This window comes from Rhizobium sp. BK650, from assembly GCF_014195325.1.
Lineage (GTDB): Bacteria > Pseudomonadota > Alphaproteobacteria > Rhizobiales > Rhizobiaceae > Rhizobium.
The window spans coordinates 431,819-445,558 of the sequence record NZ_JACIBK010000002.1 but is presented as its reverse complement, the minus strand read 5'-3'; the positions used below and the strand labels follow the sequence as shown (position 1 = coordinate 445,558).

Below are 13,740 nucleotides of genomic sequence, written 5' to 3'. Positions count from 1 at the left end.
GAGAGCCCTGGCAGCCTGCCAGATCTCCTTTTCCGGCGGGTACCCGCCAAAACTTCCTTCGCAAAATGCCTTGTATTTGAAATTTGCCGGGGCCGGAAGCAGTTTAACTCGTCGATATAGTAGAAAGGATTCACTTGCGCTTTACCTGCTACCAGCAGGAGCATAAAAGACTGCCGACATCACGCATTGCAACTTGGCCACTAGAGCGCCGTGCGTCCATTCGGACGCACAAAGGACGCTCTAGCTTTCTGAAGCTACGCATCAGGCTTTCTGAAAATCGATTCCGATTTTCAGACCGATGCTGTAGTCGACACCCGTCTCGCTGAGAAAGCCCGAGAGGTTCTCATGTCCGCCACTACCCAGCGATCCAACCGCACGCTCGTCGTTGCCACCATCATGCTTGCGACCTTCATGGTAGCGATCGAGGCCACGATCGTTGCCACCGCCATGCCGCGGATCGTCGGCCAGCTCGGCGGCTTCACTTATTACAGCTGGGTCTTTTCCGCCTTCCTGCTGGCGCAGTCGACGACGACGGTCATCTACGGCAAGCTCTCGGATATTTTCGGCCGCAAGCCGGTGCTGATCGGCGGCATCCTCGTTTTCCTCGTCGGCTCGCTCTTTTGCGGGCTGGCCTGGTCGATGGCCTCGCTCATCGTCTTCCGTCTGGTGCAGGGGCTTGGCGCCGGTGCGATCCAACCTGTGACGATGACTATTATCGGCGACCTGTTCAAGCTCGAAGAGCGCGGCAAGGTGCAGGGCGTGATGGCAACGGTCTGGGCAACCTCGGCGGTCGTCGGACCGCTCGCCGGCGGCATTATCGTCGATACGATCTCCTGGGCCTGGATCTTCTGGATCAACCTGCCGATCGGCGTCCTGTCGATCATCGCCTTCCTGATCTTCCTGAAGGAGGACGTGGCGCATAAGAACGCCAGGATCGACTATCTCGGCGCCATCCTGTTTTCGATTTCCATCATCGCGCTGTTGACGATCCTGACGGAAACGAGCGCGCCGGGCTGGTTCCTGAGTTCGCTGGTGATCGTTTTCGTCGTCACCGGCATCCTGTTCGTGCTGCAGGAGAAGCGCACGCCGGAGCCGATCATTTCGATTGCGCTGTGGAGCCGGCGGCTTGTCGCAACCAGCAATGCCTGCATGCTGCTCGCCGGCATGGCGCTGATCGGCCTATCGACGATCCTGCCGCTCTATGTGCAGGGCGTGCTCGGCCGCTCGTCGATCGTCGCCGGTTTCACGCTCACCATGCTCGTGGTCGGCTGGCCTTTGTCGGTGATGCTGTCGAGCCGCTTCTTCAGGGCATTCGGCATCCGCAATACGCTGAGGGTCGGCAGCTTCATGTTCCCCTTCGGCGCCTTCTTTCTGTTGTTCCTCACGCCGGAAAGCCATCCGGCCGTCGCCGGCGCCGGCTCCTTCTTCATGGGCTTCGGCATGGGGCTCATCAACCTCACCAGCATCGCTTTGGTGCAGGACAGCGTGGAATGGTCGATGCGCGGCAGCGCCACGGCCTCGATCATCTTCGCCCGCAGCCTCGGCAATACGCTCGGCGCCACCGTGCTCGGCGCGATCCTCAATGCCGGGATCGATCATTATGCGACGGGTGCAGCGGCGGACCGCCTGCACGATGTCCTCAACGAGCCGACCGGCCTCTCGGCGCTTGCAAGCGATCCGGCGGTGCGTGGCGTCTTCGATGCGGCGCTGCACTGGAGCTTCTGGGGCGTCGTCGTCGTGGCGGTGCTGACCTTTGCGACGACCTGGCTCATTCCGATCGGCCGGGGGGTGAAGAGCGAAGGTGCGGGAGGTGCGGCGAGCGAGGCGGCGTCGCGTTAGAATAGAGCTGATCGGTTGGAATCGGTGGGTTTGGCCCCCTCATCCGGCCCTTCGGGCCACCTTCTCCCCTGTGGGGCGAAGGGACATGCCGCGGCGTCTCGATTCCCTCTTCTACCCATCGGGGAGAAGGTGCCCGAAGGGCGGATGAGGGGGCCACACGGCACACCCTTGATGATGACAATTCAGATACTTTCCGTCGTCTGCGGGATGGACTGCAGCAGCGTCTGCCGCGCCGAGCGAAGGTGGACGCGGCAGGCGGCCTCGATCTTTGCCTGATCGCGAGCTTCAAGGGCTGCGATATAATCGAGATGTTCGTAGATCGCACGCTCGTTGCGATCACGGGCGGCCGTTTTGTTCCATTGATAGTGATAGTGGAAGATGATGGCGATCGCGTCGTAGAAATCGGCGATGAAGCGATTCTTCGAAGCGCGGTGGATCAAAAGGTGGAAGCGCTCGTCGAGGGCCGAGAATTCCTTGAAGCGGTCGTCGATATCGGAGAGTACGGACGTATGCTCCGCCTTGATCGCCGCAAGATCGGCCCAGGCATGATGGTCGGCGGGAAGCTTGCCGAATTCGGCGGCCGAATGCAGCTCGAACATTTCGCGCACGTCCGCGAGTTCCAAGGCGAATTCGCGGGTAAAGCCCTTCAGCGTCCAATGGCTGTTCGGGCGTTTTTCAATCAGCCCGAAGCGGGAAAAGCGGATCAAAAATTCGCGCACGCTCGTCGTGCCCGTGCCGATCTCGCGGGCGAGCTCCAGCTCGTTGATCTGCATGCCGGGTGCGGCCTCATCGGAAAGGATGCGCTGCATGAAGCTGCGCTCGATGATGTCGTGCAGTGAGTCGGTTTCTTCCGAGGGGAAGAAGTCGCGATCGGTCGGCTGGCGCAGCACGATCTTCTGGCGCTTGTTCCAGCGGATGATGCCTTCGTCGCTGAGGCGGGTCAGGATGGCGCGCGCCGTGCTGCGGCTGACGCCGAGCTGGGCGGCAATTTCGGGCTCCGAAGGCAGCGCTGTGTCCAGGCGCAACGCTGCCGCATATCGATTATACGCTTCCTTGAAGACCGTATTCTGTCTTGCCATCAGACCCTGCTTTCCGCCCAACCCGACGGTCCTGGCGACGCGGCGATGATGCCCGCCGCCGAGAACGGGCATAGCCGGACCAGGAGCCTCTTCAAGCGACTTTTATCTTATTTTCAGTCGCATGCGGCTGTTTGCCTCCCTCGTCCACAGGATCAATATTCCCGTTGACTTGAAAATGTTTATTGTAGATAAAAAACAAAATCAATGCGCATTTCGCCGATGTAGCGAACGCTTCCCTAGGGAGAAGAAATTGGACAGACAGAACTGGATCATCCTGTCGGCCGGAGACAATGTCGCGGTCGCAACGGCACCAATCGCTGAAGGATCCGATGTCGCCAATGTGAAGACGCGGCAGAAGATCGACGCCGGCCACAAGATCGCCATCACGGACATTCCGCAGGGAATGCCGGTCGTCAAATACGGCCAGGCGATCGGCCGCACGACTGCCGATGTAAAAGCGGGCGACCACGTGCACAGCCATAATCTCCATTTCGAGAACGACAGGCTTGCGGCAACGGCCAATTCCGCGCCGGAAGAAGCAAGTGCTGATGACAAGGCGCGCACGTTCATGGGCTATCGCCGTGCCGACGGGCGCGCTGCGACACGCAACTATATCGGCATCATCGCCAGCGTGAACTGTTCCACCACGGTCTGCCGGGCAATCGCCGACGAGGCCAACCGCACCATCCTGCCGCATTACGACGGCATTGACGGTTTCGTGCCGATCGTTCACGACCAGGGCTGCGGCATGAGCTCGACCGGCGACGGCATGAACGTGCTGCACCGGACTCTTGCCGGCTACACCCGCCACGTCAATTTCGGCGGCGTGCTGATGATCGGCCTCGGCTGCGAGGTCAACCAGCTCACCCTCTACGGCCAGAGCGGAGCCGGCGCCTCCAAGCGGCACTTCAACATTCAGGATGCCGGCGGTTCGCGCCGCGCGGTCGAGCGCGCCATGGGTGTGTTGCGCGAGATTGCTGCCGATGTCGGCCGGGAAAAGCGCGTGCCTATATCCGTCGGCGAGATCATCATCGGCCTGCAGTGCGGCGGCTCCGACGGCTTTTCGGGCATCACCGCCAATCCGGCGCTCGGTGTTGCTGCCGATCTGCTGGCAGCTGCCGGCGGTACGGCGATCCTTTCGGAAACCTCGGAGATCTACGGTGCCGAGCACTTGCTGCGCAGCCGCGCGGTCAGCGACGAGGTCGCCAAAAAGCTCGACGAGAAGATCGCCTGGTGGGAAGACTATGTGGCTTTGCACGGCGCTTCGCTCGACAACAACCCATCGCCGGGCAACAAGCGCGGCGGGCTGACGACCATTCTGGAAAAATCCCTTGGCGCCGTTGCCAAGGGCGGGCGCTCGCCGCTGACTGCGGTCTATGGCTATGCCGAGCGCGTCACGGCCCCCGGCCTCGTCTTCATGGATACGCCCGGCTACGACCCGGTTTCGGCCACCGGCCAGGTGGCCGGCGGCGCGAACATGATCGCGTTCACGACCGGCCGCGGCAGCTGCTTCGGCTGTCGTCCCGCCCCCTCACTGAAGCTCGCCAGCAATTCGGCGCTCTATGCCTCCATGGAAGAGGACATGGACATCGATTGCGGCACGATCGTTACGGGCGATGCGACGATCAGCGGCAAGGGCCGCGAGATCTTCGATCTGATCGTCGAGACGGCCTCGGGCAAAAAGACGAAAAGTGAAATCTTCGGCTACGGCGACAACGAATTCGTCCCGTGGCATCTCGGCGCCACACTCTGAATAGTATTTATTGAATTTCGGGTCTTCACGAGGAGGAATGATGAAGACGAGGAGAATTGGCAACACGGCGCTGGAAGTGACCGAAATCAGCTTCGGCGCCGCAGCCCTCGGCGGCCTTTACCGCGCCTGCCCGCGCGAACAGGCGATGGAAACGCTGGAAACAGCATGGAGCTACGGCATCCGCTACTACGACGTGGCGCCGTGGTACGGCCTTGGGCTTGCCGAACGACGCGTCGGCGATTTCCTGCGCGACAAGCCGGAAAACGATTATGTGCTGTCCACCAAGGTCGGCCGCCTGTTGCGCCCGGTGCCGACAGGCACTGTTCCCGATTACAGCTATGTCGACCCGCTCTCCTTCGATGCCGACTACGACTATTCCTATGACGGCATCATGCGGTCGGTCGATTTCAGCTATGCGCGCCTCGGCCTCAACCGCATCGATATTCTCTACGTCCACGACATCGGCAGCTATACGCATGGCGCTGCCAGGAATGCCGTGCACCTGAAGAATTTCCTCGATACCGGCATCAAGGCGCTGGAAAAGCTGAAATCTTCGGGCGCGATCAAGGCTTTCGGTCTCGGCGTCAACGAAGTGCCCGTCTGCCTCGACGTGATGCGCAATGCCGATATCGACACGATCCTGATGGCCGGCCGCTACACGCTGCTCGACCGGTCTGCCGTTGCCGAACTCATCCCGCTCTGCCGGCAGAAGGGCACGTCGCTCGTCGTCGGCGGCGTCTTCAATTCCGGCATTCTCGCAACCGGGCCGGTGCCGGGATCGCATTTCGATTACATGCCCGCCACCGACGAGGTTCTCGGCAAGGTCGGTGCGATGGAAGAGGTGGCCAAGCGCCACGGCGTGCCGCTTGCCGCCCCTGCCCTGCAGTTTCCGCTGCGCGACCCGATCGTTTCCTCGGTGCTGATCGGCACCGCGAAACCTTCGAGCCTCGTGCGCAATATGGAAAATTTCGAGCCGCAGCTGCCTGCGGATATCTACCCCGAATTCGAACCCTACACGCTGGTTGCCGCGCCGCTTGGCGAAGAAGCCGTCCGGGTCTGAGGAGACAACATGCTTAAAGGTATTCATCCGCTTCTTGGTCCCGATCTGCTCTACGCGCTGAAGAGCATGGGGCACGGCGACGATATCGTCATCGCCGATGCCAATTTCCCTGCCAGCAGCATGGGCCCCGACGTCATCCGCGCTGATGGCGTCAGCGCTACGGCCATGGCCGAAGCGATCCTCACCCACATGCCGCTCGATACGTTCGTGCCGCAATCGGCATGGCGGATGGAAGTGGTCGGCGACCCCAAGGCGGTGCCGGAGGTCTGCGCCGAATTCCAGGAAATCGTCACGCGGCGCGCGGGTGATTTTCCGATCGCATCCGTCGAACGCTTCGCTTTCTACGAAATGGCACGGAAGGCGGCCTATATCGTCGCGACCACCGAATTCCGACTGTACGGCAACCTCATTTTGAAGAAGGGCGTCGTGCATCCGCATGAGGTGCAATTCAACTAAAGACCTCATTTTAGGTCTTTATGTATATGAAATAAAAACAATCGGTTGGGAGGCAATTCAGTGAATCATAAAGGCGAGATCAGCGCACTTGCAATTTGCCTGGACCTCAGCTAGCTTCTCATCGTAAATGTTTTTTATCGATAAAAATCGTCCGCCTGCGTTCAGCGGTCCGGTTTCATTGGAGGAGAACGCACCTGAGAGGAGAACCCTTATGAATATCGTGAAATCCATTCTGTCTCGCCGCGCCTTTACGGCACTTGCAGGCGCTGCCGTCATCGCCACGGCGATGCCGGCCGCGTCCTTTGCCGCCGAGGTGACGATCCCGATCATCGTCAAGGACACGACGTCTTTCTACTGGCAGATCGTTCTGGCCGGCGCACGCAAGGCCGGCAAGGATCTCGGCGTGAAAGTGCCGGAACTCGGCGCACAGGCCGAATCCGACATCAACGGCCAGATCTCGATCCTGGAAAACGCCGTTGCCGGCAAGCCGGCCGCCATCGTGATCTCGCCCACCGAGTTCAAGGCGCTCGGCAAGCCGATCGATGAAGCCGCCAAGTCCGTTCCGATCATCGGCATCGATTCGGCAGCCGACTCCAAGGCATTCAAGTCGTTCCTGACGACTGACAACGTCCAGGGCGGCCGTATCGCTGCCGACGGCCTTGCCGCCGCCATCAAGGAAGCGACCGGCAAGGAAGAAGGCGACGTCGTCATCCTGACCAACCTTCCCGGCGTCGGCTCGCTGGAACAGCGCCGCGAAGGCTTCCTGGATCAGATCAAGACCAAGCATCCGGGCCTGAAGGTGGTCGCCGATAAGTACGGCGACGGCCAGGCAACGACCGGCCTCAACATGATGACCGACCTGATCACGGCAAATCCGAAGCTCGTCGGCGTCTTCGCCTCGAACCTGATCATGGCGCAGGGCGTCGGCCAGGCGATCGCCGAAAACAAGCTCGGTGGCAAGATCAAGGTCATCGGCTTCGACAGTGACGACAAGACGGTCGGCTTCCTCAAGGATGGTGCGATTGCCGGCCTCGTCGTTCAGGACCCCTATCGCATGGGTTATGACGGCATCAAGACCGCTCTTGCCGTCTCCAAGGGCGAGAAGGTCCCGGCAAATGTCGATACCGGCGCAAACCTCGTCACCAAGGCGAACATGAAAGAGCCGAAGATCGACGCGCTGCTGAACCCGAAGATCAAGTAAGACGACAGACGGCCGCGCCGGCTACTGCATAATTCCTTAAATCGGATCGATCTAAGGACAAAATTATGCAGAAACTCAAAGTGTTACAGCGTCCTTTGCGTGTCTTAAAAGACGCGCGGCGCTGTAAAAACCGGCGCGGCCTTTCTCATCCATGGTATGATTCACCAGGGATGGAGCAGACGTGACAAGAGGAGGAGAGGTCCATGGTCGGACTGGAAGAGGTCAGTCATCGCCACGATGACAGCGCGACGCTGAAAGAAGCCAATCGAATTCCCGCCGGATCGCCTATCCTCGAACTGAAAGGCCTGCAGAAGAATTACGGTCACGTGCAGGCGCTGAAGCCTGCGACGCTGACCTTCCTTGCCGGTGAAATCCACGCCATCGTCGGCGAAAACGGCGCCGGCAAATCCACACTCATCAAACTGCTCACCGGTGTCATCACCCGCACGGCGGGCGAGGTGCTGTGGTGCGGCCATCCGGTGGGACTGTCGACGCCGAACGAGGCGATCGCCCGCGGCATCAACGCCGTCCACCAGGAAGTCGTGCTCTGCCGGCACCTGACCGTGGCCGCCAACCTCTTCCTCGGTGACGAGGTCAACCGTTACGGGCTGATGCGCAGGAAGCAGATGGAGAAGATGGCGCAGTCCGTCCTCGACGATCTCGGTTTCGGCCTGCCAGCCGGTGCGCTTCTGAGTTCGCTGACGATCGGTCAGCAGCAGCTCGTCGCCACCGCACGCGCGGCCATGCGCGGCACGCAGTTCCTAATCTTCGACGAGCCAACCGCCTATCTCACCCGTCAGGAATCCGCCCAGCTCTTCAAGCTGATCCGCCGTCTGCAGGGCGAGGGCGTCACCATCGTCTATATCAGCCACCGCATGGAAGAAGTCTTCGAGCTTGCCGACCGCGTTTCGGTGCTTCGCGACGGCACGCATGTCGGTACACGCCTGATCGGCGAGACCAATGAGGCCGAGCTGATCGCGCTGATGATCAACCGCTCAATCGAGCAGATCTACCATAAGGAAGACATTCCGATCGGCGAGACAATCCTCGACGTCAGGGGTCTCACAGGCCCGGGCTTCGAGGACGTGACGCTCTCCGTCAAGGCAGGACAGATCGTCGGACTTTATGGGCTGATCGGCGCCGGGCGCAGCGAATTCGCGCTCGGGCTCTATGGGCGCCAGCCGACAAGTGCGGGCGAAATCCACTGGATGGGCAAGCGCGTCGACATCAGGAACGAACGCACCGCGATGGAGCTTGGCATTGCACTGGCGCCCGAAAGCCGGCGCGACCAGGGGCTCTGCCTCAACCTGCCGATCGGCCTCAATATCAACCTGCCGGTGTTCGGACGCCTCAGCAACGGCCCGGTCATCAACCACACACGCGAATCGGCAAATGCCGACAAGCAGATCCGCGATCTCAGCATCAAGACGCCGAGCCGGCGTGTGCCCGCCTCCAGCATGTCGGGCGGCAACCAGCAGAAGATCGTCATCGGCAAGTGGTTGAGCCACGGCGCCCGGCTTTTCATTTTCGACGAGCCGACCGTCGGCGTCGACGTCGGCACCAAGGCGGAAATCTACCGGCTGTTCGCCAAGCTTCTGAAGGAGGGGGCGGGCATCATCCTGATCTCCTCCTACCTGCCCGAGGTCTATGAACTGGCCGACCGGCTGCACGTTTTCCGCAGCGGCAAGCTCGTTGCGAGCCATGATTTCCACGCGGCGACGCATGAAGAAGTGCTCAGCGAAGCGATCGGCGTCTGAGCCAAAAGACTAAGAGGGAGAAAACTCATGACTGTCACCCCCACCGAAATCGTCGCGCCGCCGCCGCGCCGGAAGATGAACATTCTGTTCGGCCTGACGCTGATCGGGTTGTTGATCTTCCTCTGGATCGTGCTCGGCTTCGTTACCGAGGCCTTCTGGACGCCGCTCAACATTTCCAACCTGCTACGCCAAGGCGCGATGACAGCGATCCTGGCCCTCGGCCAGACCTTCGTCATCATCACCGCCGGCATCGACCTTTCGGTCGGCGCGATCGTCGGCTTCTGCACCGTCATCATCGCCTGGCTCTTACAGACCGGCGTGCCGCTCTGGGCCGCGATCGTGCTGACGCTGGCCATCGGCATTGCGATCGGCGCCTTCCATGGCTTCGGCATCGTGCATATGGGCCTGCCGCCGTTCATCATCACGCTGGCGACACTGACATCGCTGCGCGGCATCGGCCTGCTGATCACCAACGGCTCGACGATCAGCATCACCGACGAGGGCTTCAGCAACTTCGCCCGCGCCGATTTCCTTGGCGTTCCAAGCCTGTTCTGGATGGTCATCCTGGTGGCGGTCCCCTCCTTCGTCTTCCTGCATCTGAGCCGCTGGGGCCGCTATCTCTTCGCGGTCGGTTCGAATGCGGAAGCCGCGCGCCTTTCCGGCGTCAACGTCAAGGGGATGATCTACCTCGCCTATGTCCTGTCGGCTTCGTTTGCAGCTTTCGTCGGCGTACTGCTTGCCTCGCGTATTGCCATCGGCAACGCAACACAGGCAGACGGCTGGGAATTGCAGGCGATCGCCTCCTCGGTCATCGGCGGCACGTCCCTCTTCGGCGCCGTCGGCTCCGTGCATGGCCCGCTGATCGGTGCCTTCATTCTGGCGACCATCAACAACGGCGCCAACCTTCTGAACGTCAACTCGTTCTGGCAGCGCATCATCACCGGCCTGCTGATCATCGTCATCGTCTACTTCGATCAGCTTCGCCGGCGCCGGGCGGGCTGAGCGAGATACAAACGAAGCCGGCCCAGAGGGCCGGCTTTCTTCATTTCAGCAATGCGAGAACCGTCATGAAAGCAGTCCTTTGCCGCGAACCCGGCGTCCTCGATCTCGTCGAGCGCCCCTCCCCCGAAAGACCGGCACCCGGCTGGGTACGGCTTGCCGTCAGCCATGTCGGCATCTGCGGCACGGATTATCACATCTTTGAGGGCAAGCATCCGTTCCTCGAATATCCGCGCGTAATGGGACACGAGATCTCGGCGACCGTGCTCGAAGCAGGCGACGGCGTGGCGATGGCCTCGGGCACGCCGGTGATCGTCAATCCTTACCTTTCCTGCGGTAGCTGTGTTGCCTGCCGGCAGAGCAAGCCGAACTGCTGCACCAATATCAAGGTACTCGGGGTTCATACCGACGGCGCTTTCTGCGAGGAGATCGTGGTGCCTGCGGGCAATCTCTACGCTGCCAAGGGGCTCAGCCTGGAAGCTGCGGCGACCGTCGAATTCCTGGCCATTGGGGCGCATGCGGTACGCCGATCCCTGGCGCCCGCGGGCTCCCGTTCGCTCGTCATCGGGGCAGGCCCGATCGGCCTTGGCGCGGCAATCTTCTCGCGCATTGCCGGTCACGATGTGACGCTGCTGGATACGAGTGCGGAACGGTTGCAGATGGCCTCGGAGCGCTTCGGCTTTACGTCAGGCATCGTCGCCAATGATGGGACCGCAGATGCCGTAAAGGCCAAGACGGACGGCGACGGTTTTGATGTCGTCTTTGACGCGACAGGCTTTGGACCGTCGATAGAGAAGGCATTCAGCTTTGTCGCCCATGGCGGCGCGCTGGTGCTCGTCAGTGTGGTCAAAGACGATATCCGCTTCTCCGATCCGGAATTCCACAAGCGGGAAATGATGGTCATCGGCAGCCGCAATGCAACGCGCGTCGACTTCGAACATGTCGCGGATTCGATCGCCAAGGGCCTCGTTCCGGTCGACAAGCTGGTCACGCATCGCACGACGCTTGCCGATGCGCCGCGCGATCTTGCCCGCTGGGCGCATGAGAAGAGCGGCCTCATCAAGGCCGTGATCAAGGTCGCCGATTAAAGCGTATCGATCGCGGCACGCATCTGCCTGACGACCTCGACATCGGTGCGGTTCGAGGTCGGCACGTCAAAGCCGAAGGAAACAGCGCGCGGATCGGCACTGGCAACGGTCGAGCTGCAGGAGCCGTGGATTTCGCGAGCACCCGTCGCCCGCAGGATTTCGGCGGCATTGCTCGGGCGCACGCCGCTGCCTGGCATGATCGAAATGCGACCGGCTGCCCTGGCGGAGATGCGCTTCAGCGTTTCCAGTCCATCGAGCGCCTTCGGCACGCAGCCTGAGGTGAGGATGCGCTCGCAGCCGAGCTCGACAGCCTGTTCGAGTGCGGCATCCGGATCGGGTACCAGATCGAAGGCGCGATGCAGGGTCGAACCGAGGCCGGCAGCATGGGCCTTCAAGCGATGAATGAGCGGCATGTCGAGTGTGCCGTCCGGCCGGTTGGCGCCGATGACGACGCCGGCAAGGCCTGAGGCTCTGGCAGCATCGATATCGGCCAGCATCGCCTTTTCATCCGTCGCGTCGAAGATGAAGGGACCGGCATGCGGGCGGATCATCGCGTAGACAGGGATCGGCGCCTGCGCCGCGATCCGCATCAGGCTCGGCAGCGGCGTCAGCCCGCCGAGCTCCAGCGCCGAGCAGAGCTCGATGCGGCCAGCGCCGCCCTCGATTGCCGCCTCGAGGCCCTGGGCGCTATCGACGCACACTTCCAGCAAAACCGTCCTCAAATCCCTCTTCCTCCGCCAAATACCGCCAATCGCCGGCTACAGCGCTCTATTCTGCGCGGCGGCTATTACGTTTCGCATGTCTATCGCAGGACTGTCTACGATAGACAATCCAACATCCACTGGACGCCGAACCGATCGGTGAGTTTGCCGTAATAGCTTCCCCACGGCTGCACCGCGAGATGAGTGGTGATCTTGCCGCCGTCGGCAAGTGTCGCGAATAATTCATCTGTAATGGCGCGGTAGTCCATGATGAGCATGTGAGCGGAGCCTCGCATCGGCTCGGCATCGTGATTGTCCGATGCAAAGAAAAGAAGACCCGGTCCCTCGAAGCGGGAGTGCATGACCTTTCCGCGCATGGCCTCGTTGGCGAGCGGCACTCCGTGTTCGCCATGACGCATGAGTGCGGAAACCCGACCAAGGCCACATTTGGTATAGAAGTCGAGCGCTGCTTCACACTGGTCGGTAAAAAAGAGGTAGTTGGCAAGCTGCATGACGTGACCTCCCAATAATCTTCCAGACTGCGAAATCGCGTCTCGCAGTCTGGCCTTGAGGGATTCAGCAGCGCGAACCGCTACCGGCGACACCGGTTTTCACTATAGCCTCGATCAAGCTAGCATTGTCGTAGCTGCGGCCAGCGATGCCCCAAGCTCCTTCGGGAGCGTAGACGATATTTGACCAGATATGTTCACGCTTCAGCCGTCCCCCGGCCGCCTTTTCAACGATATCCGTTGCCTTTTTAATGAAAGCGCTTTTTGCCTCGGGCGTCGTCAGTGCGATCTCGGGAAGCTTGAGTTCGACAAAGGCTGCCGCCGCCATCTTGCCACCGGCAAGGATTTGCTCCTTCGGCAACACGTTGATCGAGCCGACGATGTTGGCCGCCATAAAGGCATTTCCAGTCAGTTCCGAGACTTCGAGAAGCGCGTCTGTCAGTCCTGAAAAGACCTCAGCCTGGGCTTGTGACGATAGCAGTCCTTCGGGCACGGTGAGCGTAATGGGCATAGGGTTCTCCTCATTTGAACGAGAACGGCATTTGATATATACCGAACACTCTCTATCCATAAACGTGGATCGCTCTCTATGCAAGCCATAAAGAGCGATCACTCTCAATAAGGTCGACTATGCGCTACAGCCCAGAACATAAAGAGGAGACCAAGTCCAAGATCGTGGCGGCAGCGGGCCGAGTTTTCCGGAAGGAAGGCTATGGTGGCGGCGGCATCGAAGCATTGACCAAGGCCGCTGGCGTGACCAACGGCGCCTTCTATGGGCATTTCAAGTCCAAGAGCCAAGCGTTCCGCACCGCCGTCCAGTCAGGTTTGGAAGAGTTGCGGCAAGGGATTGCAGCCCTCAAAGGCAGCGACAAGACAAATTGGCTGACGACCTTCGTGGGATTCTATCTCGGTTACAAACGGACCTGCGATCTCGGCGAAAGTTGCGCCTTGCCGAGCCTTTCCTCCGACGTGATGCGTGCCGATGACGATACGCGCGCTGCTTATACGGCGGAGCTGATGCGCCTAATCGACGAGGTCGCCGCAGGTTTGCCGGAGAACGATGCTTCAGGCAGTCCTATCGGTTCGCAACAAGATCGGGCGATCGTGCTGCTCGCCATGCTGAGCGGCGGCGTAACGCTTGCCCGAGCCGTATCGGACCCGGAGTTGTCGGACCGGATCGCCCATCTCGTAGCGCAGGCAGCGTTACGCCTGGCCGGCCAGAAGGCATTGGAGAGCGTGCATTCGAGTTCAGCCGACCACTGAAGTTGTACGGCGCATGGCATACATGTCGTACTCAT

At 60.8% G+C, this 13,740-nt stretch carries 13 protein-coding genes; 9 read left to right on the top strand and 4 right to left on the bottom strand.

Annotated features, from left to right (window positions below; all coding sequences use genetic code 11):
* The first annotated feature begins 345 nt into the window (after positions 1–345).
* On the top strand, positions 346–1,839 hold the full coding sequence (locus FHX15_RS06505) for an MDR family MFS transporter (protein WP_184394741.1): 1,494 nt from the start codon (positions 346–348) through the stop codon (positions 1,837–1,839).
* Positions 1,840–2,021: 182 nt separating this feature from the next.
* On the opposite strand, the gene FHX15_RS06500 is transcribed toward FHX15_RS06505, so the two are convergent.
* Positions 2,022–2,918 (bottom strand): GntR family transcriptional regulator, encoded by an 897-nt coding sequence (locus tag FHX15_RS06500; RefSeq protein WP_184394739.1) that lies wholly within the window; start codon positions 2,916–2,918, stop codon positions 2,022–2,024.
* Positions 2,919–3,168: 250 nt separating this feature from the next.
* On the opposite strand from FHX15_RS06500, the gene FHX15_RS06495 reads away from it, so the two are divergent.
* The 7 genes from FHX15_RS06495 (at position 3,169) to FHX15_RS06465 (ending at position 11,232) form a co-directional block, all read left to right on the top strand.
* A complete protein-coding gene (locus tag FHX15_RS06495) occupies positions 3,169–4,671 on the top strand; it encodes a UxaA family hydrolase (protein WP_184394736.1) in 1,503 nt (500 codons plus the stop codon).
* Positions 4,672–4,711: 40 nt separating this feature from the next.
* The gene (locus FHX15_RS06490) at positions 4,712–5,731 is read left to right on the top strand and encodes an aldo/keto reductase (RefSeq protein WP_184395353.1); all 1,020 of its coding nucleotides are present in this window, start codon (positions 4,712–4,714) and stop codon (positions 5,729–5,731) included.
* Positions 5,732–5,740: 9 nt separating this feature from the next.
* Positions 5,741–6,187: an RbsD/FucU family protein gene (locus FHX15_RS06485; RefSeq protein WP_183746391.1), complete on the top strand. Its 447-nt coding sequence runs from the start codon at positions 5,741–5,743 to the stop codon at positions 6,185–6,187.
* 211 nt (positions 6,188–6,398) lie between these two features.
* On the top strand, positions 6,399–7,388 hold the full coding sequence (locus FHX15_RS06480; protein ID WP_184394734.1) for an ABC transporter substrate-binding protein: 990 nt from the start codon (positions 6,399–6,401) through the stop codon (positions 7,386–7,388).
* Positions 7,389–7,591: 203 nt separating this feature from the next.
* On the top strand, positions 7,592–9,145 hold the full coding sequence (locus FHX15_RS06475; RefSeq protein ID WP_184394732.1) for a sugar ABC transporter ATP-binding protein: 1,554 nt from the start codon (positions 7,592–7,594) through the stop codon (positions 9,143–9,145).
* Between the two features lie 27 nt (positions 9,146–9,172).
* The gene (locus tag FHX15_RS06470) at positions 9,173–10,147 is read left to right on the top strand and encodes an ABC transporter permease (RefSeq protein WP_184394730.1); all 975 of its coding nucleotides are present in this window, start codon (positions 9,173–9,175) and stop codon (positions 10,145–10,147) included.
* A gap of 65 nt (positions 10,148–10,212) precedes the next feature.
* Complete coding sequence (locus FHX15_RS06465; protein ID WP_184394729.1) at positions 10,213–11,232, top strand: zinc-binding alcohol dehydrogenase family protein; 1,020 nt, start codon at positions 10,213–10,215, stop codon at positions 11,230–11,232.
* Here the strand turns inward: FHX15_RS06465 and FHX15_RS06460 are convergent.
* The 3 genes from FHX15_RS06460 to FHX15_RS06450 form a co-directional block, all read right to left on the bottom strand.
* Positions 11,229–11,954: a copper homeostasis protein CutC gene (locus FHX15_RS06460; protein WP_184394727.1), complete on the bottom strand. Its 726-nt coding sequence runs from the start codon at positions 11,952–11,954 to the stop codon at positions 11,229–11,231. The genes FHX15_RS06465 and FHX15_RS06460 overlap by 4 nt on opposite strands.
* Positions 11,955–12,049: 95 nt before the next feature.
* Complete coding sequence (locus FHX15_RS06455) at positions 12,050–12,445, bottom strand: VOC family protein (RefSeq protein ID WP_184394725.1); 396 nt, start codon at positions 12,443–12,445, stop codon at positions 12,050–12,052.
* 64 nt (positions 12,446–12,509) lie between these two features.
* Positions 12,510–12,953, bottom strand: coding sequence for a Tautomerase enzyme (locus FHX15_RS06450; RefSeq protein ID WP_184394724.1), 444 nt, complete (start codon positions 12,951–12,953; stop codon positions 12,510–12,512).
* 119 nt (positions 12,954–13,072) lie between these two features.
* On the opposite strand from FHX15_RS06450, the gene FHX15_RS06445 reads away from it, so the two are divergent.
* Positions 13,073–13,705 (top strand): TetR/AcrR family transcriptional regulator, encoded by a 633-nt coding sequence (locus FHX15_RS06445; protein WP_184394722.1) that lies wholly within the window; start codon positions 13,073–13,075, stop codon positions 13,703–13,705.
* The last annotated feature ends 35 nt before the right edge of the window (positions 13,706–13,740 follow it).

Excerpts from the sequence above, each read along its gene's own strand:
- FHX15_RS06505 (WP_184394741.1), top strand. The coding sequence starts at position 346 with ATGTCCGCCACTACCCAGCGATCCAACCGCACGCTCGTCGTTGCCACC.
- FHX15_RS06500 (WP_184394739.1), bottom strand. The coding sequence starts at position 2,918 with ATGGCAAGACAGAATACGGTCTTCAAGGAAGCGTATAATCGATATGCG.
- FHX15_RS06490 (WP_184395353.1), top strand. The coding sequence starts at position 4,712 with ATGAAGACGAGGAGAATTGGCAACACGGCGCTGGAAGTGACCGAAATC.
- FHX15_RS06485 (WP_183746391.1), top strand. The coding sequence starts at position 5,741 with ATGCTTAAAGGTATTCATCCGCTTCTTGGTCCCGATCTGCTCTACGCG.
- FHX15_RS06480 (WP_184394734.1), top strand. The coding sequence starts at position 6,399 with ATGAATATCGTGAAATCCATTCTGTCTCGCCGCGCCTTTACGGCACTT.
- FHX15_RS06475 (WP_184394732.1), top strand. The coding sequence starts at position 7,592 with ATGGTCGGACTGGAAGAGGTCAGTCATCGCCACGATGACAGCGCGACG.
- FHX15_RS06470 (WP_184394730.1), top strand. The coding sequence starts at position 9,173 with ATGACTGTCACCCCCACCGAAATCGTCGCGCCGCCGCCGCGCCGGAAG.
- FHX15_RS06465 (WP_184394729.1), top strand. The coding sequence starts at position 10,213 with ATGAAAGCAGTCCTTTGCCGCGAACCCGGCGTCCTCGATCTCGTCGAG.
- FHX15_RS06455 (WP_184394725.1), bottom strand. The coding sequence starts at position 12,445 with ATGCAGCTTGCCAACTACCTCTTTTTTACCGACCAGTGTGAAGCAGCG.
- FHX15_RS06450 (WP_184394724.1), bottom strand. The coding sequence starts at position 12,953 with ATGCCCATTACGCTCACCGTGCCCGAAGGACTGCTATCGTCACAAGCC.
- FHX15_RS06445 (WP_184394722.1), top strand. The coding sequence starts at position 13,073 with ATGCGCTACAGCCCAGAACATAAAGAGGAGACCAAGTCCAAGATCGTG.